Origin of the sequence: Vibrio ziniensis, from assembly GCF_011064285.1 — a bacterium.
Lineage (GTDB): Bacteria > Pseudomonadota > Gammaproteobacteria > Enterobacterales > Vibrionaceae > Vibrio > Vibrio ziniensis.
In genome coordinates this window covers 359,407-380,156 of record NZ_CP049331.1, presented here as the reverse complement: position 1 = coordinate 380,156, position 20,750 = coordinate 359,407, and the positions used below count along the sequence as shown (strand labels likewise).

Genomic DNA, 20,750 nt, shown 5'->3' with positions numbered 1-20,750 from the left:
TTACTCCTTTATAGCCACCTAATAAGCATTACGATTTAGGCAGCGTTTTATAATCTGGCAATTTTCTCTCAGGATCGAAGTGCTGCAAAATTTCTTCCTGTGCTTCGGGATAAAAGTCACAAGGAACAAAAATACTTCGTAACCAATGGCTGCGAGGATGATAGAAACTCAACTCGGCAGCGTGCAGCTCCAAACGGTCTGTAAAATCAATCGCTTCCTGTGGCGCATAAAATTCATCACCAACAATTGGATGACCTAATGCCATCATATGAACACGTAATTGATGAGATCGTCCAGTCACTGGAAGCAAACGAACGACTGTTGTTTTCTCTTCACGCTTAACCACATGGAACATTGTTTGCGACGGTTTACCATTTTCAAAACAAACCATTTGTTTTGGACGGTTTGGCCAATCACAAATTAAAGGCAAGTCAATCATACCCTCATCCTGCTCTACAATTCCCCACACGCGGGCGTAATAGATTTTATGTGTCAGGCGATATTGGAACTGCTTCTTCAACGCCGATTCCATATAGGTGTTCTTGCCAAACAGCATTAAGCCGGACGTCGACATATCTAAGCGGTGAACGACTTTCACATCTGGGTATTGCTCGACCAAGCGACTCCACATGCTGTCATAGTGCTCTTCCAATCTACCTGGAACAGACAGCAATCCAGACGGTTTATTAACCGCAATAATGTAGTCATCCTCATATACCACATCAATCCACGGATCCGTTGGTGGGTGGTATTCAGTCATCGCCATGAAAGTCATCTCAAATAAAAAAATCGGCGCATTATAGCAGCTAAAAAGCCCACTGTTATCTGCAAAATGAAGTAACGATTACAGCGCGGAATACTTCAACCATACGGAATACGAAAAAAGTTTCAAATACTTTGTAAAATTAAATTGACACAAAAAACAACTATGATATTCATGTGTGGTATTGACATTAAAGTCATCCTGACCAGTTAAGCTGGCGGGCTATAAAAAATATATACAACACAACATCACAATTTTAAGGAATAACAAGAATGGAAAACGCCGTATCATATCCATCAGAACAACGGCTATCTTTGTCTCAACTATTACGCTCTCTAGGGCCTGGGATAATGATGGCTGCCGCTGCTGTTGGCGGCTCACATCTCGTTGCATCGACCAAAGCCGGTGCTATTTATGGCTGGCAATTAGCGATACTGATTCTGCTGGTAAACCTATTTAAATACCCATTTTTTAAAGCAGGTGTTCAGTACACCATGGGCACAGGTCAAAGCCTTGTCGAAGGTTATGCGAAGCTCGGTAAACCTTACCTATGGGTATTCACAATCCTTGCGGTTTTCTCAGCTGTAGTAAACACCGCAGCACTCCTGATGTTCAGTGCAAGTTTGCTTGGCTACTTCGTGCCATTTGAACTGTCATTACCAGTGCTATGTGGCATTGTATTAGTAACCTGTCTAGTGATTCTATTCGCTGGCCACTACAAAGCTTTAGACACGCTATCTAAAGTCATCATGGCGGTACTAACGATTGCTACACTACTTGCTGTTGCCATTGCTGCAGCAAACTCTGCACCAGTGAGCGCTGTCGCAGCGGAAACGCCATCACCATGGACTTTAGCAGCCATTGGCTTCCTAGTAGTAACAATGGGTTGGATGCCAGCTCCGATCGAAATTTCAAGCCTGACGTCTGTATGGCTAAAGTCTCAATGTCGCCACCAAAAAGTAACAGCTCAATCTGCACTGTTTGACTTCAACGTTGGTTACATCGGTACTGCAATTCTAGCGGTTGTGTTCCTAGCACTAGGTGCATTGGTACTAAATGGCACAGGTGTAGAATTGTCTAAATCAGGTGTGGGCTTCTCGCATCAGCTTGTAGGTCTTTACGCATCAACCATCGGTGAATGGTCTCGTTACCTAATCGCTGTTATCGCCTTCTTCTGTATCTTCGGTAGTACGATTACAGTTATTGATGGTTACTCACGTGTAATTGCAGAATCACAACGCCTAATCAAAGAAGACAAAGAGCAAAGCCCTAAAGTGCTTCAAGCGTGGATGATTGTGGTTTCAGCAGCATCATTGGCAATCATTCTGTTCTATGCTTCAGCACTGATCCCAATGCTTGATTTCGCAATGATCATGGCATTCATGACAACACCTGTATTCGCACTGTTGAACTACATCCTAGTGACGAAAACGGCACTACCGAAAGAGCTCGCTGTAGGTCCAAAACTAAAAGCACTGTCTATTCTTGGTTTAGTGTATCTATTTGGTTTCCTTGCACTGTTCATCTGGTGGAAGTGGATGATGTAATTTAGCCTGCGACTTTAATTTCAAGTCGTTTGGTTAGAGTACGAATAGATAAACAAAAGGCCTTCTGATGAAGGCCTTTTTATTGGTTAACTTTTTCTACTCAGCTTTTTATACCATCCTAGATAAAAATATGATCAGATTGAGCATCGGCGAGCAGCGAATGGGTGTCAAACGCAAACGTGCATTCATTCGTCCCTGAAGCTCCACCGAGCCATCCATGGCTCGGAGGGTTTGCTTATCGACGCCCATTCACTGATCAGAAAATTTTCCAGAATGGTATGACTACTGAAAATATCGCTTAATTGTGTGCAACCACAATCAGACGAAGGGAATCTAGCTGGTATTGAGCCTGACTGATGTAACCAGAAAGCTCGTTAACCTGCTGTTCAATCACTTCAATCTCTTCATCACGAATGTTTGGGTTCACCGCTTTCAGCCCCTGTAAACGCTCCAGTTCAGAGTTTAAGCTATGCTCCATCTCTTTCAGTGCTTGTTCACGAATCGCTTTTACCTCTTCCACAGCGAACGCTTCACTTGCCGTGATTAAACGATGTACATCATTTTGTACACTGCCAACCAGTTTGCTGGCTAAATGACGATTCACAGGGCTGAGCTGACGGTTAAAGCCTTCAAACTCAACTTGGCTTGAAAGGTTGTTACCACGAGCATCCAATAGAATACGAATAGGCGTTTGTGGTAAGAAACGGGAAATACCGCTGCGTTTTGGTGCTTGAGCATCCACCAAGTACACCAACTCCAATAAAATCGTTCCTACTGGCAAAGACTTGTTTTTCAGTAGTGATACCGCAGATGTACCCACGCCTTCACTCATCAATAAATCGATACCACCTTGGATCATCGGGTGTTCCCAACTGATAAAGTGCATATCTTCACGTGACAGCGCGGTATCTCGATCAAATGTGATCGTCGCACCCTCGTAAGGCAAGCCCGGGTAGCTTGGCACCATCATGTGCTCCGACGGTGTTACAACAAGCGCATTTTCACCGTGGTCATCTTGGTTCAAACCTATGGTATCAAACAGACTTAATGCGAAAGTGACCAGATTGGTATCACCATCTGTCGCCGATATTTTCTCTGCAATCTCCAACGCTCTATCACCACCATTAGAATGCATCTCTAACAGACGATCACGGCCATGCTCTAATTGAGATTTTAGAGTTTTGTTCAACTTCGCAGACTCTTCGATGATCTCTTCCAGATCATCGCTGCCACCAGCCGCCAATGCAGGAACTAAGCGAGATACAAACGCGTCATAAACTGCGCGACCCGTCGGGCAAGTTTCAGCAAAAGCATTTAAACCTTCATCATACCAACGAGCCAGAATACCTTGCGATGTACCTTCAAGGTAAGGAACAAAAATATCAATGTCACGCTGCTGACCGATACGGTCCAAACGACCGATACGCTGCTCAAGCAAGTCAGGATTAAACGGCAGATCAAACATCACCAACTGACTAGCAAACTGGAAGTTACGACCTTCTGAGCCGATTTCACTACAGATAAGAACCTGAGCACCGCCCTCTTCTTGCGCGAAATACGCAGCCGCTTTATCACGCTCAATGATCGACATTCCTTCATGGAATACCGTTGCGCGAATACCTTCACGTTCGCGAAGCGCTTGCTCAAGTTGCAGTGCAGTGCTGGCACGCGATGCAATGACAAGAATCTTATCACTGCGTTTTGCTTTTACTTTTTCAATCAGCCAGTTAACGCGTGAATCAAACTGCCACCAACTTGAGTTTTCGCCTTCAAACTCTTGGAAGATCTCTTCTGGATAGAGCATCTTCATCGCGCGAGCTTCAGGAGTGATCTTGCCGCCAATCAATCCAGACACACGCATAGACGTCTCATATTGAGATGGAATTGGCATCGGCATCAAATGCACATTACGCGTTGGGAAACCTTTCACCGCTGCACGTGTATTTCTAAACAGAACACGACCAGTTCCGTGACGATCCATTAAGTTATCAACCAACTCTTGGCTAGCAGAAGCTTTCTCTTCGTCACTTGCCTGACTTTCCAGCACACGGAATAGCGGCTCTACGTCTTGTTCAGAGAGCAGTTCAGTTATTTGGTTTTTCGCATCATCACTCAACTTCTGACCTGAAAGCAGTGCGCTTACCGCGTCGGCAACTGGCGCATACTGTTCTTCTTCCTGAACAAAGGCTTCGTAATCATAGAAACGGTCAGAATCCAGCAGACGGAGACGTGCAAAGTGACTCTCGCGGCCAAGCTGCTCAGGTGTTGCGGTTAGAAGAAGCACACCCGGTGTACGTTCAGCTAAACCTTCAATCACTTGATATTCACGGCTCGGATTGTCCTGAGACCATTCAAGGTGGTGAGCTTCATCGACAACCAATAGATCCCATTCAGCTTCTAATGCTTGTTCAAAACGCTGACGGCTCTTGCGTAAAAAGCCCAGAGAGCACAATACATATTGTTGAGTCTCAAATGGGTTGTCGGCTTCGGAGAACGCTTCAACACAACGCTCTTCATCAAAGATAGAGAAGTGCAGGTTAAAGCGGCGCATCATCTCCACCAGCCATTGGTGTTGCAGTGTTTCAGGAACCACAATCAGAATGCGCTCTGCACGACCAGAAAGCACCTGTTGATGAATGATCATGCCCGCTTCGATGGTTTTACCCAAACCCACTTCATCAGCCAGCAAAACACGTGGTGCATAACGGCGCCCCACTTCATGTGCAATATACAGTTGGTGAGGAATCAAACCGGCACGCATACCACACAAGCCGCGCATTGGGCTCTTGTGTTGCTGGAATTGGTTAGTCAGAGAGCGGTAACGCAACACAAAATTGTCCATACGATCAATCTGACCTGCGAACAACTTATCTTGTGGCTTATTGAATCGAATTTGGTTGCTTAGAAAGATTTCACGCAGAGCTACACCAGACTCTTCTGTGTCTTCGCGAGTTCCGAGGTAGGTTAGCAAGCCCTGTTCTTCAACTACTTGCTCGACTTTGAGTGACCAGCCTTGTTGGCTATCAATAACGTCGCCGACATTAAATGTCACTCGTGTTACTGGAGCGTCATTGCGAGCATACACTCGGTTTTCTTCTGACGCAGCAAACATAAGAGTAACAGTTCGCGCATCCATTGCTACGACGGTACCTAAACCTAAATCGCTTTCCGTATCGCTAATCCAGCGTTGCCCCAAAGCAAAAGTCATTAATCGACTACCTCATCAATTTGGATTGGATAATTATAAGTAGAAATCTGCCGCATAAAGAATTCAGCTCCTAATTATGATCGCTTTAGGAGAGTGCAGCAGAAAAAGGTCGCTAATCTTACTTGATGGCGTGATACAGGTCACGCTCAATCCCAGCATTTTTTATTCTAGTGTGCGATGACATCAAACTGTAAAAAACCGATGGCATTTCTTAGCTATGAAGTTGCTATACTCAATACAGGTAAACAGATCAAACCGAATCAATATTTGGCACAAAGTCTGCTTATCACAACAGTGAGTATCAACTCGGGTTTGCAGTAAGTCGCAATAGATCGAAAGCCTACCCAAAGCGTACGATTCGTTGCGACCTCTGGATGTAAACATCCTATGAAAGCAAGCTATACGATAGCAAGGAGACGCTTATGGGCGATACCGATCGGAAACTGTTTGTACTGGATACCAATATCCTACTTCATGAACCTCTAGCCATTTACTCCTTCCAAGAACATGATGTGGTCATACCCATGACCGTCCTCGAAGAACTCGACCGAATCAAAGACAGCAAACGCGATGTTGCACGCGATGCTCGTGTAGCGATTCGAGCTTTGGAGAATTTGTTCCACGATGCGACACCAGACGAGATATCAGAAGGGATTCCTTTTACCAAACAAAGCAGTGCGACCGGCACCATTTCAATCTTAGCCGACTATGATGTCCACGAGAGCGTAAAAGCTTTCACCGACAAAGAAGGCGACAACCGTATACTTAACGCTGTACTCCATTTACAGAACAAACGCGCCCCTCGCTCGGTTGTTCTGATCACTAAAGACATCAACATGCGACTGCGTGCCAAAGGAGCAGGTGTACGTTATGTTGAAGACTATCGTACTGACCAATTGATTGATGATGTTCAGTACCTAACCAAAGGTTTCCAAACCAGAGCGGGAAATTTCTGGGATCAGGTTGAGAATGTAGATAGTTATGCATTGGAAGGTAAAACCTACCACAAGCTTGATCGCGAGCCGTTTGAACCCACTTACATCAACCAATATGTTATCGATGAAGAGAGTGATTTTGCAGCTCGAGTGGAGACCATCACCGAAGATAAAATTACTCTGCGCGATATGAGCCGAGAGCGCATGATGCACCGCAAAGCTTGGGATATCATGCCAAAGAACATCTACCAAGCAATGGCGTTAGATGCTCTGCTCGACCCTGAAATTGACCTCGTTATTCTGACGGGCGCTGCCGGTAGTGGTAAAACATTGCTAGCGATGGCGGCGGCATTAGAACAAACCGTTGAGAAGAAGATGTTCGATAAAATCATCGTCACCCGTAATACTCCTGATATCGGCGAGTCTATCGGTTTCCTTCCTGGTACAGAGGAAGAAAAAATGATGCCTTGGCTTGCAGCCGTTACCGATACCTTAGAGGCTCTGCATAAGAATGACCATTGCACCGAAGGTTCTCTAAAATACATTGTTGATAAAGCCAACATTCAGTTCAAATCGATTAACTTTATGCGTGGACGCTCAATACAAGATGCCTTTGTATTGCTTGATGAGTGTCAAAACCTCACGGCTTCACAAATCAAAACCATCATCACACGCTGTGGTGAAGGCACGAAGATCGTCTGCTCAGGTAACCTTGCACAGATAGATTCCCCATACTTAACCCCTGTGACATCAGGACTCACCTATATGGTGGAACGCTTCAAAAACTTTGAAGGTAGCGCCAACATTCACCTCAACGGCGTGGTTCGCAGCCGCTTAGCTGAATTCGCCGAAGAGAATTTATAAGCATTTTTGGTGAGATGTTAAACACATCTCGCCTTTTATTTAAAATAATTATTCACTTTTATAGCATTTCTATGTATAAATAGCCGTACTCGTTATTTGTATCTAAGGACTGAGTCATGGCTTTCAATTTACGTCACCGCAATTATCTTAAACTGCTTGATTTTACGCAGAAAGAAATCCAATTTTTATTGGATCTCTCTGCTGATTTAAAGCGAGCAAAAAAAGCGGGCACAGAGCAAAAAAAACTCATCGGCAAAAATATCGCTCTCATTTTTGAAAAAGCCTCTACTCGTACTCGATGCGCATTTGAAGTCGCCGCTTTTGATCAAGGCGCACAAGTCAGTTACTTAGGTCCTTCAGGTTCACAAATTGGCGACAAAGAGTCGATGAAAGATACCGCTCGCGTACTAGGACGTATGTATGATGGTATTCAATACCGCGGTTTCGGTCAGGAGATAGTCGAAGAATTGGGTAAATATGCAGGCGTTCCGGTATGGAATGGCTTAACAAATGAGTTTCATCCAACTCAGATTCTGGCAGATTTCTTAACCATGCAGGAATACTCTCGTGGTAAACCGCTGAGCGATGTGAAGTTCGCTTACCTTGGCGATGCCCGTAATAACATGGGCAATTCATTGATGGTTGGAGCGGCAAAAATGGGGATGGATATCCGTTTAGTTGCACCAAAAGCATACTGGCCTGACGCCGATTTGGTGCAAACCTGCCAACAATTGGCAGCAGAAAGCGGCGCAAAAATTACCCTCACTGAAAATGTTGTGGAAGGCGTCACAGGTTGCGATTTTCTTTATACCGACGTTTGGGTCTCTATGGGTGAAGCACCAGAAGCCTGGGATGAGCGTGTCGCGCTAATGAAGCCATATCAAGTCAATATGGATGTGATTAAGGCTACCGGCAATCCTCATGTGAAGTTCATGCACTGCTTACCAGCATTCCACAACGATGAAACCACTATTGGCAAACAAGTCGCTGAAAAATTCGGCATGAAAGGCTTGGAAGTTACCGAAGACGTATTTGAGTCGGACTACTCAATCGTGTTTGATGAAGCAGAAAACCGCATGCACACCATCAAAGCGGTGATGGTTGCAACGCTAGGCGATTAAACGCTAGACGATTAGCTAAGTGATTAATGGCGTAATCGCTTGCGTCACTGGAAACAAAGCGTATAATCCCCAACAATTTGTCTAGGGGGGCCCAATGAAATTGATGCATATTGACTATCGTGCAGCTAAAGATTTCGGTAAGCAAGTACGCTTACAGGGCACACTGTTTTCCCCCGTTGTTGAATTTTAAAGCCTCCCTTATTGGGGGGCTTTTTTATGACTTTAAGAAAATGATAGGGAAGAAGATCATGGCTAACTCGCTTTATAAAAAGCACATCATCTCCATTTCTGAGCTTTCAAGACAAGAATTGGAATTGATTGTTCAAACTGCAGGCCAGCTTAAAGCTGAACCAAAACCTGAACTGATTAAAAACAAAGTCGTTGCAAGCTGTTTCTTTGAGCCGTCTACTCGTACGCGCTTATCATTTGAAACGGCTATTCAACGTATCGGTGGCAGTGTCATCGGTTTTGATAACGGCGGTAATACCTCTTTAGCAAACAAAGGGGAAACATTGGCTGATTCAGTTCAAATCATAACTTCTTATGTTGATGCTTTTGTTATGCGTCATCCGCAAGAAGGTGCCGCACGTCTAGCTTCTGAGTTTTCTAATGGTGTTCCGGTTATCAACGCCGGTGACGGTTCAAACCAACACCCAACTCAAACCCTACTTGATTTGTTTACTCTGTATGAAACTCAAGGTCGACTAGACAACCTGAATGTTGCTTTTGTTGGTGACTTAAAATATGGACGTACTGTACATTCACTTGCACAGGCTTTAGCTAAGTTTGATAACAACCGCTTCTTCTTTGTAGCACCAGACGCTTTGGCGATGCCTGATTACATCTGTGAAGAGCTAGATGAAGCAGGTGTGGAATACAGCTTACACAGCGATATGGAAAGCGTTATTCCTGAACTTGATATTCTGTACATGACTCGAGTGCAAAAAGAGCGTTTTGACCCATCTGAATACTTACACATTAAGTCCGCTTTCGTTTTGACTGCTGCGATGCTTGAGAACGCTCGTGAGAATATGAAGGTGCTTCACCCACTTCCTCGCGTGGACGAAATCACCACTGACGTAGATAAAACACCTCACGCTTATTTCTTCCAACAAGCGAGCAACGGTGTTTATGCACGTGAAGCACTGTTAGCCCTTGTATTGAACGAATCACTGTAATTGGAGACTGTCATGAGTAAAGAAACCAAACTGCAAGTCGAAGCCATCAAAAATGGCACAGTGATTGACCATATTCCGGCCAAAGTGGGCATCAAGGTTCTTAAACTGTTTGATATGCATAACACTCAACAACGAGTGACTATCGGCTTGAACTTACCGTCATCTGCACTTGGACATAAAGATCTACTCAAGATTGAGAATGTGTTCATCAACGAAGAACAAGCGAACAAACTGGCGCTTTATGCTCCGCATGCTACGGTAAACCAAATCGAAAACTACGAAGTCGTGAAGAAGCTTGCTTTGGAACTGCCAGAGAAAATCAACAGTGTGTTTGCTTGTCCAAACAGCAACTGTATCTCACACAATGAACCCGTAGAAAGTAGCTTCCGTATTTTCGAGAAGAATAACGATGTTCGTTTGAAATGTAAGTACTGCGAGAAAGTATTCTCTCGAGAAATCGTGACGGAACGCGAAGGTTAATCAAGCCTTTACCTCTTCAGGTATAAGAGGCAAACTGCTAGGGTCTGTTTCCAACTCGGTATACAGACCCTTTTTATATCAATGTCAGTTCTACGGTATCACACTGACATTGTTAGTTACCTGAATAATAAATGGAATAAGAACCATGACAAAAGTTTTACACACAGAATCTGCTCCAGCGGCAATTGGCCCATACATTCAAGGTGTTGACCTTGGTAATATGGTTTTAACTTCTGGCCAAATTCCAGTAAACCCAGTAACTGGTGAAGTTTCTGACGATATCGCAGTTCAAGCACGCCAATCTCTAGACAACGTAAAAGCTGTGGTTGAGGCATCAGGTTTAACTGTTGGCGACATCGTAAAAATGACCGTTTTTGTAAAAGATCTGAACGATTTCGGTACAGTTAACCAAGTGTACGGTAAGTTCTTCGATGAACACAATGTTGCTCACTACCCTGCTCGTTCATGTGTTGAAGTCGCTCGCCTGCCAAAAGATGTGGGTATCGAAATTGAAGCCATCGCTGTTCGTAAGTAATCTCTTTTGAACACCACTAAACAGCAAAAAGGGTTGCCTAAGCAACCCTTTTTATTCGCCAGTCAGAAGCGGTATTATTTCGCGTTACGCTGAGCGACTTCGTTATCCAGCTCAGCAAGTTTTACTTTCATTGCTTCATAGCACTGGTTTGAAAGATCACGTACAGATTTGTCTTTGTATTCTTCGTAAGACACTGGTGGAAGCATTTCAACAATCACATGACCATTATTCCAGCGGTTTAACTTCAAATGGCGAGTTGAACTGCAAACGATTGGAATCACAGGCACTTCCGCGCCCATAGCCGCATGGAAAGCTCCAGTTTTAAATGGCAATAGACCTCTACCGCGAGAACGAGTACCTTCAGGAAACATCCATACTGATACGTCGCTGTTTTTAATGCTATCAACCACTTGATTAATCGTACCTTTCGCTTTCGTTTTGTTTGCTCGGTCAATCAAAATATTACCCGTTAGCCAGTATAACTGACCAAATAATGGCATCCACGCTAGACTTTTCTTACCAACTGTCACCACTTTTGGTGTCACCGCAGAAGAAACCGTGAAAAGATCCCAGTTATTCTGGTGGTTAGCGATATAAATCGCTTGACCACGCTCGTAAGCATCTTCTGGTATACGAAGTTCCAACTTGATACCAAACACTTTCGACATCGCAGCGAACATACGGCCAAACGTGAAGACATGCTTCGGATTACGAGGGCTTAGTAAGCAGTAACCACATCCGAATACAAACATCACTACAGCAAAGATAGCGACAGCAATGATACGAAGTAATGCAATCATCTGTTTTCTCCAAAGGAGCTTAACAACCTGAGTTCAGGTAATAAATAAAGCTCAGGTCAAAATAAAAAGCCGAAATCATTAGACTTCGGCCTATAAACTAAACTAAAAACTAGCTCGCTGCACGTACGCGCTGAATATTTGCGCCTAGAGCTGAAAGCTTATCTTCAATACGCTCGTAACCACGATCAATATGATAAATACGATCTACGATGGTCTCACCGTGAGCAATGCAACCAGCAATCACTAAACTTGCAGACGCACGAAGGTCAGTTGCCATCACTTGTGCACCACTTAACGACTCCACATCGCCACAAATTACTGTGTTACCTTCGATTTCCGCTTTAGCACCCATACGCATTAGTTCAGGCACGTGCATAAAACGGTTTTCAAAAATGGTTTCAGTAATCACACCACCGCCTTTTGCCATCATATTCAGCAAAGTGAACTGTGCTTGCATGTCAGTTGGGAAACCCGGGTGTGGCGCCGTACGAATAGATACCGCTTTCAGTTGGCGACCTGTCATATCTAGGCTAATCCAATCATCACCAGTTTCGATCTCTGCTCCAGCTTCTTCAAGTTTCGCTATCACCGCTTCTAGCAATTTTGCATTGGTTTTACGGCAAACGATCTTACCCTTAGACACTGCCGCAGCAACAAGAAATGTCCCAGTTTCAATACGGTCAGCTACAACAGTATGTTTACCACCACCTAGAGACTCAACGCCTTCGATAGTTATCGTGTCCGTACCTGCGCCAGTAATTTTCGCACCAAGTTGATTTAAGAATTTAGCCGTATCGACAATTTCAGGCTCACGCGCTGCATTATCTAAAACGGTTTTACCTTCAGCTAATGTTGCCGCACACATGACAGTGATCGTTGCACCAACACTCACTTTATCCATCACAATATGCGCGCCTTTCAAGCGACCATCAACACTCGCCTTTACATAGCCATCTTCTAAAACAATCGTTGCACCTAATTGCTCTAGACCATGAATATGAAGATCCACTGGACGAGCACCGATAGCACAACCACCAGGTAGAGATACCTGACCTTCACCGAAACGAGCAACTAGCGGGCCTAAAGCCCAAATAGAAGCGCGCATGGTTTTGACTAAATCATATGGAGCACAGAATTGATTAATCTGACTCGGATCTACATGAACAGAACCGTTACGCTCTACTTTCGCACCTAAGCGCTTAAGTAGCTCCATTGTAGTATCAATGTCTCTCAAGTGAGGTACGTTAGCCACCTCAACTGACTCGCTTGCCAAAATAGACGCAAACAAAATTGGTAGTGCTGCGTTTTTAGCACCAGAAATGGTCACTTCACCTTGTAGTGGTTTATCTGACCCAATTACTCGAAACTTATCCATTCACTAACCTTAAAGTGACATCAATTTTTTATCGCGAGCCCACTCTGCTGGCGTGAACGCTTTAATAGAAACGGCATGAACATCATTACGCTTAATATATTCCATTAATGGACCGTATATTAGCTGTTGTTTCTTCACACGGCTCATTGATTCAAAGCATTCATCCACGGCGATCACTTCGTAGTGACTACCCTCACCTTTACAATGTATTTCTTGAAGGTTGAGTGCTTGATCCAAGATTTCTTTAAGTTGTGTGCTATCCACAATTCACCCCATTGGAATTTTTATATGTTGAGCCATCAGCTCATCTACATTGCTCAGCTGAAACAGTGTGCGTAGTTGATCTGGCACAAAGCTGAGCATTATATGACAATTTCGTTTTTTTGCATGCTCTATTAGGTGAATCAACATCACCATCCCAGCAGAATCAATACGTTCAACGTTCTGTAAAGAGACTTCAAACTGTTCTGTTTCTGGTTGCCATTGCTGCAATGTTTTCCACAAGAGCGGCACCTTATCACGATCCAGCGCTCCGGTCAGCTTCGCAATTCCTGAATTAACCGTCTGCCACTGCGGATGCATCATTGCGCTTTACTCTCAAATCGAATCGGTTGTTGCGACAAAGCTTCTAGCTCTTTCGCCACAGATAAAATACCTTCTTGGCGAATTTTGCCATTCCATTCAGACTGTTTGCTTGAGAGTAAACTTATTCCCTCTGCAATCATGTCAAACGCTTTCCAGTCACCCGACTTTTCTTTACGTAACTTAAATTCCAACTTAATGTTCGGACGCGGTGTATCAATAATATCCACCTTGATGCTTGAAATTCGGCGATCATCCTCTAGTTGAGGTTCAGGTCCAAACTCAATTTGTTGGTTGGTATATTGAGTCAGCACCTGAGCATAGTTTGTTACCAGATAAGCTCTAAAAGCAGTCACAAACTCGCCCACATCTTCCCTTTTAGCCCCTTTTAAATTAGGACCAAGTAATTTTAAAGCTGCGTACTGATCGTTGACGTAAGGCATAAGCTCTTCTTCAACAATCACTTTTAAATAATCAGGATCTTGCTGAATCTTCGGCTGTTCAGCTTTCAAACGGCTAAATGATTGCTCAGCGACTTGCTTCATCATCTTGTAAGGATCGGTGCGATCAATTTCCTGAGCATTCACTATCCACGAAAAAAACGATACCAATATTATGGTCATATAACGTTTCAACATGGCCTACTCCTTATCCTTGCTATCAGAACCACCTACGCTATAAAGCACCTGACCGATCAAATCTTCTAATACTAAGGCAGATTTCGTGTCTTCAATAAGATCACCATCTTTAAGCATCTCTTCATCTTCAAAAACAAAGCCGGGTATGAGGCTGATGTATTGCTCGCCAATTAGACCAGACGTCAATATATGCACACTGGAGTTTTCAGGGAACTGATCATACTGACTATCAATAGCCATTTTCACAACTGGAAGTAAGCTATCTCTGTTCAATACGATAGACGAAACTCGGCCAACAACAACACCACCCACTTTAACTGGAGCTCTTACTTTTAAACTACCAATGTTGTCAAACTCTGCCTGAAGTGAGTAAGTATCATTCGATCCCAGTCCTTTTACGTCAGCGACTTGAAATATCATTACCAGAATTGCGCAAATTCCTGCTAGCACAAAGCTGCCTACCCAAAACTCTATTTTACGTGTTTGTTGCATGCTTAATTCCCAAACATCAATGCAGTTAATACAAAATCTAACCCGAGTACAGCTAAGGATGAATGTACAACTGTTCTCGTAGTTGCACGACTGATACCTTCTGAGGTAGGAACCGCGTCATAGCCATTAAACAGAGAGATCCAAGTCACTGTAATGGCAAACACAATACATTTGATCATACTGTTACCAATATCTTCACCCAATTCGACTGACGACTGCATGGTTGACCAGAAGCTTCCGTGATCGATGCCTTTCCATTCAACACCAACCAACTGCCCTCCCCAAATACCCACGGCCATAAAAATCATTGCCAACAATGGCATAGATATTAAACCCGCCCACAATCTAGGAGCGATAATTCGTTTCAATGGATCAACCGCCATCATCTCTAAACTGGAGATCTGCTCGGTCGCTTTCATCAAGCCAATTTCGGCAGTTAAAGCTGAACCAGCACGTCCAGCAAATAGTAGTGCTGTCACAACAGGGCCAAGTTCACGTAATAATGACAAAGCAACCATTTGGCCTAAGCTAGTTTCTGCACCGTAATCCACAAGAATGACATAGCCTTGTAAACTCAATACCATGCCAATAAACAGCCCTGACACTATGATTATGGCTAATGATTGGACACCAATGCTATAAAGCTGTTTAACAAGCAGTGGAAAATTTTTGATGGGATGAGGTCGGCCAAATATCGCACCAAAGACCATTAGGCTAGCTTTACCCAATGATTCACAAATAGCTAAAGAACGAGCGCCTAGCTGGCTCACCCATTTCAAACAATCAGCCAACATGGAAAAGATCCTTTTCAATTGGTTGAACTGGATAACGGAAAGGAACCGGCCCATCCGCTTCACCATTTAAAAATTGCTGTACACGAAGATCTTTAGCTTCATACAAATCTTGCGGAGTACCTTGAGCTATCACTTTACCCTCCGCCAGCAAATAAACCCAATCAGCGATACTCATAACTTCAGGAACATCATGAGAAACGACAACAGAAGTCACACCTAGAGCTTGGTTTAAGTTACGAATCAGTTCCACCAATACCCCCATAGTGATAGGGTCCTGGCCAACAAAAGGTTCGTCATACATGATAAGTTCAGGGTCAAGAGCAATAGCACGAGCTAAAGCGGCTCGTCTTGCCATACCACCAGAGAGTTCGCTAGGCATCAGATCGGCTGCACCTCGAAGCCCAACGGCTTCAAGTTTTAACAACACTAAAGTTCGAATCAAAGACTCATCTAGATCAGTATGTTCTCTGATAGGGAATGCGACGTTATCGAATACATTAAGATCCGTAAATAAAGCACCAGACTGAAACAACATGCTCATTTTTTTACGTTCTTTGTATAATTTATTCCGCCCTAGGGTTGGTATATTACTGCCATCAAACCAGATTTCACCTTTCTCGGGTAATAGTTGCCCTCCAATAAGGCGTAACAGTGTGGTTTTACCAATCCCTGAAGGTCCCATAATCGCGGTAATTTTACCTTTTGGAACGTGAAGGCTTATATTATCGAAAATTGTTCGGTTAGCTCTGGAAAAGGTTAAATTATTGATCGTAATTAAGTCAGTGTTAGGCATACTGGCTATTCGCTACTTTGCGATTTTCATCTAGGTAATAAGTCATAATAAGCATATTCCTTTTAAATTAAAAGCACTGTTCAATTACAAAAAATATCTAGGTGTAAACATAAATATCCTTGATCTTTAGAAGAGTTAGTTCATTTAGAAGCTATCTATTTACTCGTGTTCAACGCTAAATGTAGTGTTCATTGACGCGACATTTGTATACAAATTTGCTTCAAATTTAAAAACAATAATTTGGAACTTCAGCTTCCCTTTTCCCCCCCAAAGCGTCAAAATCGGCGGTTACACATTTTAGTCACAGATTAAGTATAGGAATCATCATGATCGAAGCTGTTGCCTTTCTTCTTGTAGGTCTAATCATTTTGGTTTGGAGTGCCGACAAATTAGTCTTCGGCTCTGCAGCATTAGCACGCAACTTCGGTATTTCGCCACTAGTCATCGGCATGACGATTCTCGCTATGGGCTCTTCTGCTCCAGAAATGATGGTTTCAGCAACCGCTGCTCTCAACGGCAAAACAGATACAGCGGTGGGTAACGTGCTAGGTTCCAACATCGCAAATATCGCCTTGATTCTAGGTATCACAGCTCTAATTAAACCACTATCCATCAGCTCGCCAGTTCTTCGTAGAGAATTCCCACTAATGATAGCGGTTACTCTTCTAGCAGGTGCTATCATGTGGAATAACCACTTGGGCTTCTACGAAGGCGTCTTATTGTTTGCTCTGTTCGGTGTATTCATCATAGCCATGTTGAAAATTAGCCGTAATGAACAAAAAAACGGTGATCTTCTTTTAGAAGAGCAAGAATCTGAAATCCCTAATGACGTCACTAACCCTAAAGCTGCAATGTGGATCGTTATTGGTTTAATTTTATTACCTATATCAGCAGGTTTACTGGTCGATAACGCGGTAATTATCGCCAAATATTTCGGTATGAGTGATCTTGTAATCGGTTTGACAATCATTGCTGTCGGTACAAGTCTGCCAGAACTTGCCGCTTCCGTAGCTGGTGTCCTTAAAGGCGAAGACGATATGGCTGTAGGTAATATCGTCGGCTCAAACGTATTTAATATTTTGGCAGTTATGGGTATCCCTGGAATATTGAATCCTTCAATGTTAAGTGAACATGCAATGGGAAGGGACTTCTGGGTAATGCTTGGCGTATCACTTCTTCTTGTGGTGATGGCGCTAGGTAAATCACGCAGTATTAACCGCATTGAAGGAACGATCCTGTGCATGACCTTTTTGGCGTACCAAACTTATCTATTTATGAATATGGCAGCGTAATTGGAGCTTAATATGTCTAAAAACTTTGACTACCGTAGTGTTGCTCAGCAAGTGCTGACAACGGAAATCGAAGCACTACAACAGCTAGACCAATACATAAATGAAGACTTTAGCCGCGCCTGCAACATGATACTAGACAACAAAAACGGCAAAGTTGTTGTTATGGGCATTGGTAAATCTGGCCACATCGGCAAAAAAATAGCAGCAACCCTTGCAAGCACAGGTACTTCAGCATTTTTTGTCCATCCAGGTGAAGCCTCGCATGGCGATTTGGGGATGATTGAGCAAGGCGACATTGTCATAGCTATCTCTAATTCTGGCGAATCTGCGGAAATTTTGTCACTTTTTCCGGTACTAAAGCGACTGAATAACCGCATCATCAGTATGACCGGCAACCCTCAGTCGAACATGGCAAAGCTGTCAGATATCCATTTGCAAGTGACTGTTCCTAAAGAAGCCTGCCCTCTAGGTTTAGCCCCAACATCAAGTACTACAGCAACATTGGTGATGGGTGATGCATTAGCAGTAGCATTGTTACAAGCACGTGGCTTTACAGCCGAAGATTTTGCCCTTTCTCATCCAGGTGGAGCACTTGGCCGTAAGCTACTCATGAAGCTCGCTGATATCATGCATTTCGGAGAAGCTCTACCAAAAGTAAAACCGACCGCACTAGTTAGAGAAGCGCTGTTAGAAATCAGCCAGAAAGGCTTAGGTATGACAGCGGTGACAGATGAAGACGATCACTTAATCGGCATTTTCACAGATGGTGATTTGCGCAGAATTCTAGATAAACGCATTGATATTCATACCGCAACAATCAGTGAAGTCATGACGAAAAACCCTACTGTCGCTTCACCAAATATACTCGCAGTAGAAGGTCTAAACTTAATGCAAGAAAAGCGCATTAACGGCTTAATTCTTGTTGAAGATGGAAAAGTTGTCGGCGCGCTTAATATGCATGATCTGCTAAAAGCGGGAGTGATGTAATGTCTCAAACGGTTGAAACCCTATACGGCGAGATTGATGCCTCCATTCTTGCTATCGCAAAGGAAATAAAACTGTTAATTTGCGACGTCGACGGTGTATTTTCAGATGGTCTTGTCTATATGGGAAATAACGGCGAAGAACTAAAGACATTCCATACTCGCGATGGCTACGGTGTGAAATCCTTGATGAATGCCGGAATTGAAATCGCTATTATTACTGGTCGTCAATCAAAAATCGTCGAAAACCGAATGACTGCACTTGGCATAAAACTCATCTATCAAGGTCAAGATGATAAAGTTAAGGCCTATCACGATATTTGCCAAAAACTGGCGATCCAACCTGAACATACAGGCTATATTGGTGATGACTTAATTGACTGGCCTGTAATGGAAAAAGTTGCACTCAAAGTGTGTGTTGCCGATGGACATCCATTACTAGCTAAACGCGCTAATTATGTAACAACCATTAAAGGCGGGCACGGCGCAGTACGTGAAGTATGCGATGTAATCCTACAAGCACGTAATGAGTTAGACACACATAAAGGCTTAAGTATATGAGTTTGTCTCGTATTCTTTATACGATACTTTTTTTTGTCGCTTCATGGTCAGCTTATTACCTGTACGACAAGGAACAAACTGCAGATATTCAAGTAGCACCTAACACGGAGCTACCGATGTTTAGTGGAATGAATTTGGATAACGTTTCTTACAACGAAAGTGGAGTAAGAAGTTATGTGATCAAGTCTGCACATTTGGATCACTATGCTAAAAGTGGCAGCACCAAGTTTGACACCCCAATATTAAAAATCTTCCGCGAAGGAACCAATCAAGAGTGGGAGATCACAGCAAAGCACGGTATTTTAGCTAAAGATAACGTATTAACGCTGTATGATGATGTTATCGTGAAAAATTTACTAGATGATTCTGGTTTTGATAAGCTCTCGACGTCAGAGCTGAGTATTAACCTCAAGAATCGTGATTTTTGGGCTGATAATCCGGTAGGTTTGAACGGTCCTCAATTTGAAACTAATGGACAGGCAATGAAAGGTAACTTTAGTGATCATTCGGCCGTTCTTTACAACCATGTACAAGGTAGATATGAAACTCTCGCACCTTAGTCTTATTGCTTGCTTACTGAATTCAGGACAGGCTCTGGCTTTATCAACCGATAGCCAACAACCTGTGTACATTGATTCTGATAGCCAACAGTTAGATATGAAAAGTAACCGTGTGACTTTCAGTGGTGATGTGAAGCTGAAACAAGGCAGTATTAATATCAATGCCGATAAACTGATTGTTATTCGTGACGCGAAAACGGGGCAAATTGAAGAAATTGAAGGCTATGGAAATGTAGTGACTTTTTCTCAGCTCACCGATGACGGAAAAACGTTGTACGGAGAAGCAAAAGAGCTGTATTACAAGATGTCAGCTGATGAATTAACTATGATAAATAAAGCTTTGCTGTCTCAAGATGATAGCGAAATTCGTGGCAGCAAAATTCGTTATCAAATTTCATCGCAAAAACTTATTGCTGACGGCAATGGCGGTGGACGAGTATCAACCGTTCTTCAGCCACAAGCAGCATCAAAAGAATAACTATGGCGATCCTAAAAGCAGAACACTTAGCGAAAAGCTATAAAAAAAGAAAAGTCGTCTCTGACGTAAGCCTAAAGGTCGAATCAGGTCAAATCGTTGGATTACTTGGACCAAACGGTGCGGGGAAAACCACCTCTTTCTACATGATTGTAGGCTTGGTGGCGCGAGACGAAGGCACTATAAGCATTGATGATAAAGACATCAGTATTTTGCCAATGCACAGTCGCTCAAGAATGGGGATTGGGTATTTGCCACAAGAAGCATCTATCTTTCGCAAACTTTCTGTGGAAGATAACATTATGGCAGTACTGCAAACTCGTGAAGAACTGAGCAAAGAAGAACGTCAAGACAAGCTTGAAGATTTGCTTGATGAATTCCATATTCAGCACATCCGAAACAGTGCTGGCATGGCACTGTCAGGCGGCGAACGTCGCCGAGTAGAGATTGCTCGAGCTCTAGCTGCGAATCCACAGTTCATATTATTGGATGAACCTTTCGCTGGCGTAGACCCAATTTCCGTTATTGACATTAAAAAAATTATTGAACATTTAAGAGATCGTGGACTGGGAGTCCTGATCACTGACCACAACGTACGAGAAACATTGGACGTATGTGAAAAGGCTTATATTGTAAGTCAAGGGCAGCTCATCGCTGAAGGAACACCGCAAGAAGTACTGAATAACGAACAAGTGAAGCAGGTATATCTCGGTGAACAATTCCGTCTATGATTAATAATCATAGACAATTCTAACAACAAGGTAGTCGTTACTG

The 20,750-nt window shown here is 43.3% G+C and carries 22 protein-coding genes; 12 read left to right on the top strand and 10 right to left on the bottom strand.

The genetic code is table 11. The annotated features are described in order from the left end of the window. Positions 1-28: 28 nt before the first annotated feature. Positions 29-766, bottom strand: a complete 738-nt coding sequence (locus G5S32_RS01790; RefSeq protein WP_165310209.1) for a pseudouridine synthase — start codon at positions 764-766, stop codon at positions 29-31. Between the two features lie 269 nt (positions 767-1,035). On the opposite strand from G5S32_RS01790, the gene G5S32_RS01785 reads away from it, so the two are divergent. Then, positions 1,036-2,310, top strand: a complete 1,275-nt coding sequence (locus tag G5S32_RS01785) for an Nramp family divalent metal transporter (protein ID WP_165310208.1) — start codon at positions 1,036-1,038, stop codon at positions 2,308-2,310. Between the two features lie 298 nt (positions 2,311-2,608). Here G5S32_RS01785 and rapA read toward each other — a convergent pair whose 3' ends face one another. Continuing rightward, positions 2,609-5,518, bottom strand: coding sequence for an RNA polymerase-associated protein RapA (rapA, locus tag G5S32_RS01780; protein ID WP_165310207.1), 2,910 nt, complete (start codon positions 5,516-5,518; stop codon positions 2,609-2,611). A gap of 422 nt (positions 5,519-5,940) precedes the next feature. On the opposite strand from rapA, the gene G5S32_RS01775 reads away from it, so the two are divergent. The 5 genes from G5S32_RS01775 (at position 5,941) to G5S32_RS01755 (ending at position 10,631) form a co-directional block, all read left to right on the top strand. Further along, a complete protein-coding gene (locus tag G5S32_RS01775) occupies positions 5,941-7,317 on the top strand; it encodes a PhoH family protein (RefSeq protein WP_165310206.1) in 1,377 nt (458 codons plus the stop codon). Positions 7,318-7,433: 116 nt separating this feature from the next. Beyond that, on the top strand, positions 7,434-8,438 hold the full coding sequence (gene argF / locus G5S32_RS01770; RefSeq protein ID WP_165310205.1) for an ornithine carbamoyltransferase: 1,005 nt from the start codon (positions 7,434-7,436) through the stop codon (positions 8,436-8,438). A gap of 248 nt (positions 8,439-8,686) precedes the next feature. Further along, positions 8,687-9,616 (top strand): aspartate carbamoyltransferase, encoded by a 930-nt coding sequence (pyrB, locus tag G5S32_RS01765; protein ID WP_165310204.1) that lies wholly within the window; start codon positions 8,687-8,689, stop codon positions 9,614-9,616. A gap of 12 nt (positions 9,617-9,628) precedes the next feature. Next, entirely contained in the window at positions 9,629-10,096 is a 468-nt protein-coding gene (gene pyrI, locus G5S32_RS01760) for an aspartate carbamoyltransferase regulatory subunit (RefSeq protein ID WP_165310203.1), read from the top strand. Between the two features lie 145 nt (positions 10,097-10,241). After that, positions 10,242-10,631 carry a RidA family protein gene (locus tag G5S32_RS01755; RefSeq protein ID WP_165310202.1) on the top strand — a complete coding sequence of 130 codons (390 nt, stop codon included), beginning with the start codon at positions 10,242-10,244 and terminating at the stop codon, positions 10,629-10,631. Positions 10,632-10,705: 74 nt separating this feature from the next. Here the strand turns inward: G5S32_RS01755 and G5S32_RS01750 are convergent, their stop codons facing one another. The 8 genes from G5S32_RS01750 to mlaF form a co-directional block, all read right to left on the bottom strand. Beyond that, positions 10,706-11,431 carry a 1-acylglycerol-3-phosphate O-acyltransferase gene (locus tag G5S32_RS01750; protein ID WP_165310201.1) on the bottom strand — a complete coding sequence of 242 codons (726 nt, stop codon included), beginning with the start codon at positions 11,429-11,431 and terminating at the stop codon, positions 10,706-10,708. 109 nt (positions 11,432-11,540) lie between these two features. Then, positions 11,541-12,806 carry a UDP-N-acetylglucosamine 1-carboxyvinyltransferase gene (murA, locus tag G5S32_RS01745; RefSeq protein WP_165310200.1) on the bottom strand — a complete coding sequence of 422 codons (1,266 nt, stop codon included), beginning with the start codon at positions 12,804-12,806 and terminating at the stop codon, positions 11,541-11,543. A gap of 9 nt (positions 12,807-12,815) precedes the next feature. Next, entirely contained in the window at positions 12,816-13,070 is a 255-nt protein-coding gene (ibaG, locus tag G5S32_RS01740) for a BolA family iron metabolism protein IbaG (RefSeq protein WP_042485365.1), read from the bottom strand. 3 nt (positions 13,071-13,073) lie between these two features. After that, positions 13,074-13,391 carry an STAS domain-containing protein gene (locus G5S32_RS01735; RefSeq protein WP_165310199.1) on the bottom strand — a complete coding sequence of 106 codons (318 nt, stop codon included), beginning with the start codon at positions 13,389-13,391 and terminating at the stop codon, positions 13,074-13,076. Beyond that, complete coding sequence (locus tag G5S32_RS01730) at positions 13,388-14,011, bottom strand: MlaC/ttg2D family ABC transporter substrate-binding protein (protein WP_246201072.1); 624 nt, start codon at positions 14,009-14,011, stop codon at positions 13,388-13,390. Before G5S32_RS01730 ends, G5S32_RS01735 begins: the two co-directional genes overlap by 4 nt. Before the next feature lie 18 nt (positions 14,012-14,029). Beyond that, the gene (mlaD, locus tag G5S32_RS01725) at positions 14,030-14,518 is read right to left on the bottom strand and encodes an outer membrane lipid asymmetry maintenance protein MlaD (RefSeq protein ID WP_165310197.1); all 489 of its coding nucleotides are present in this window, start codon (positions 14,516-14,518) and stop codon (positions 14,030-14,032) included. Positions 14,519-14,520: 2 nt separating this feature from the next. Beyond that, positions 14,521-15,312 carry a lipid asymmetry maintenance ABC transporter permease subunit MlaE gene (gene mlaE / locus G5S32_RS01720; protein ID WP_165310196.1) on the bottom strand — a complete coding sequence of 264 codons (792 nt, stop codon included), beginning with the start codon at positions 15,310-15,312 and terminating at the stop codon, positions 14,521-14,523. Further along, a complete protein-coding gene (gene mlaF / locus G5S32_RS01715) occupies positions 15,302-16,105 on the bottom strand; it encodes a phospholipid ABC transporter ATP-binding protein MlaF (RefSeq protein ID WP_165310195.1) in 804 nt (267 codons plus the stop codon). Before mlaF ends, mlaE begins: the two co-directional genes overlap by 11 nt. A 326-nt stretch (positions 16,106-16,431) precedes the next feature. Here mlaF and G5S32_RS01710 point away from each other — a divergent pair, with 326 nt between their 5' ends. The 6 genes from G5S32_RS01710 to lptB are packed head-to-tail and all read left to right on the top strand — an operon-like array spanning position 16,432 to position 20,707. Then, on the top strand, positions 16,432-17,397 hold the full coding sequence (locus G5S32_RS01710) for a calcium/sodium antiporter (protein WP_165310194.1): 966 nt from the start codon (positions 16,432-16,434) through the stop codon (positions 17,395-17,397). A gap of 12 nt (positions 17,398-17,409) precedes the next feature. Further along, the gene (gene kdsD, locus G5S32_RS01705; protein ID WP_165310193.1) at positions 17,410-18,384 is read left to right on the top strand and encodes an arabinose-5-phosphate isomerase KdsD; all 975 of its coding nucleotides are present in this window, start codon (positions 17,410-17,412) and stop codon (positions 18,382-18,384) included. Further along, positions 18,384-18,941 (top strand): 3-deoxy-manno-octulosonate-8-phosphatase KdsC, encoded by a 558-nt coding sequence (kdsC, locus tag G5S32_RS01700; RefSeq protein WP_165310192.1) that lies wholly within the window; start codon positions 18,384-18,386, stop codon positions 18,939-18,941. The genes kdsD and kdsC overlap by 1 nt, the downstream gene beginning before the upstream one ends. Next, the gene (gene lptC, locus G5S32_RS01695; RefSeq protein WP_165310191.1) at positions 18,938-19,501 is read left to right on the top strand and encodes an LPS export ABC transporter periplasmic protein LptC; all 564 of its coding nucleotides are present in this window, start codon (positions 18,938-18,940) and stop codon (positions 19,499-19,501) included. Before kdsC ends, lptC begins: the two co-directional genes overlap by 4 nt. Beyond that, positions 19,482-19,979 carry a lipopolysaccharide transport periplasmic protein LptA gene (gene lptA / locus G5S32_RS01690; RefSeq protein WP_165310190.1) on the top strand — a complete coding sequence of 166 codons (498 nt, stop codon included), beginning with the start codon at positions 19,482-19,484 and terminating at the stop codon, positions 19,977-19,979. The genes lptC and lptA overlap by 20 nt, the downstream gene beginning before the upstream one ends. Before the next feature lie 2 nt (positions 19,980-19,981). Next, positions 19,982-20,707: an LPS export ABC transporter ATP-binding protein gene (gene lptB / locus G5S32_RS01685; RefSeq protein WP_165310189.1), complete on the top strand. Its 726-nt coding sequence runs from the start codon at positions 19,982-19,984 to the stop codon at positions 20,705-20,707. Positions 20,708-20,750 lie beyond the last annotated feature (43 nt).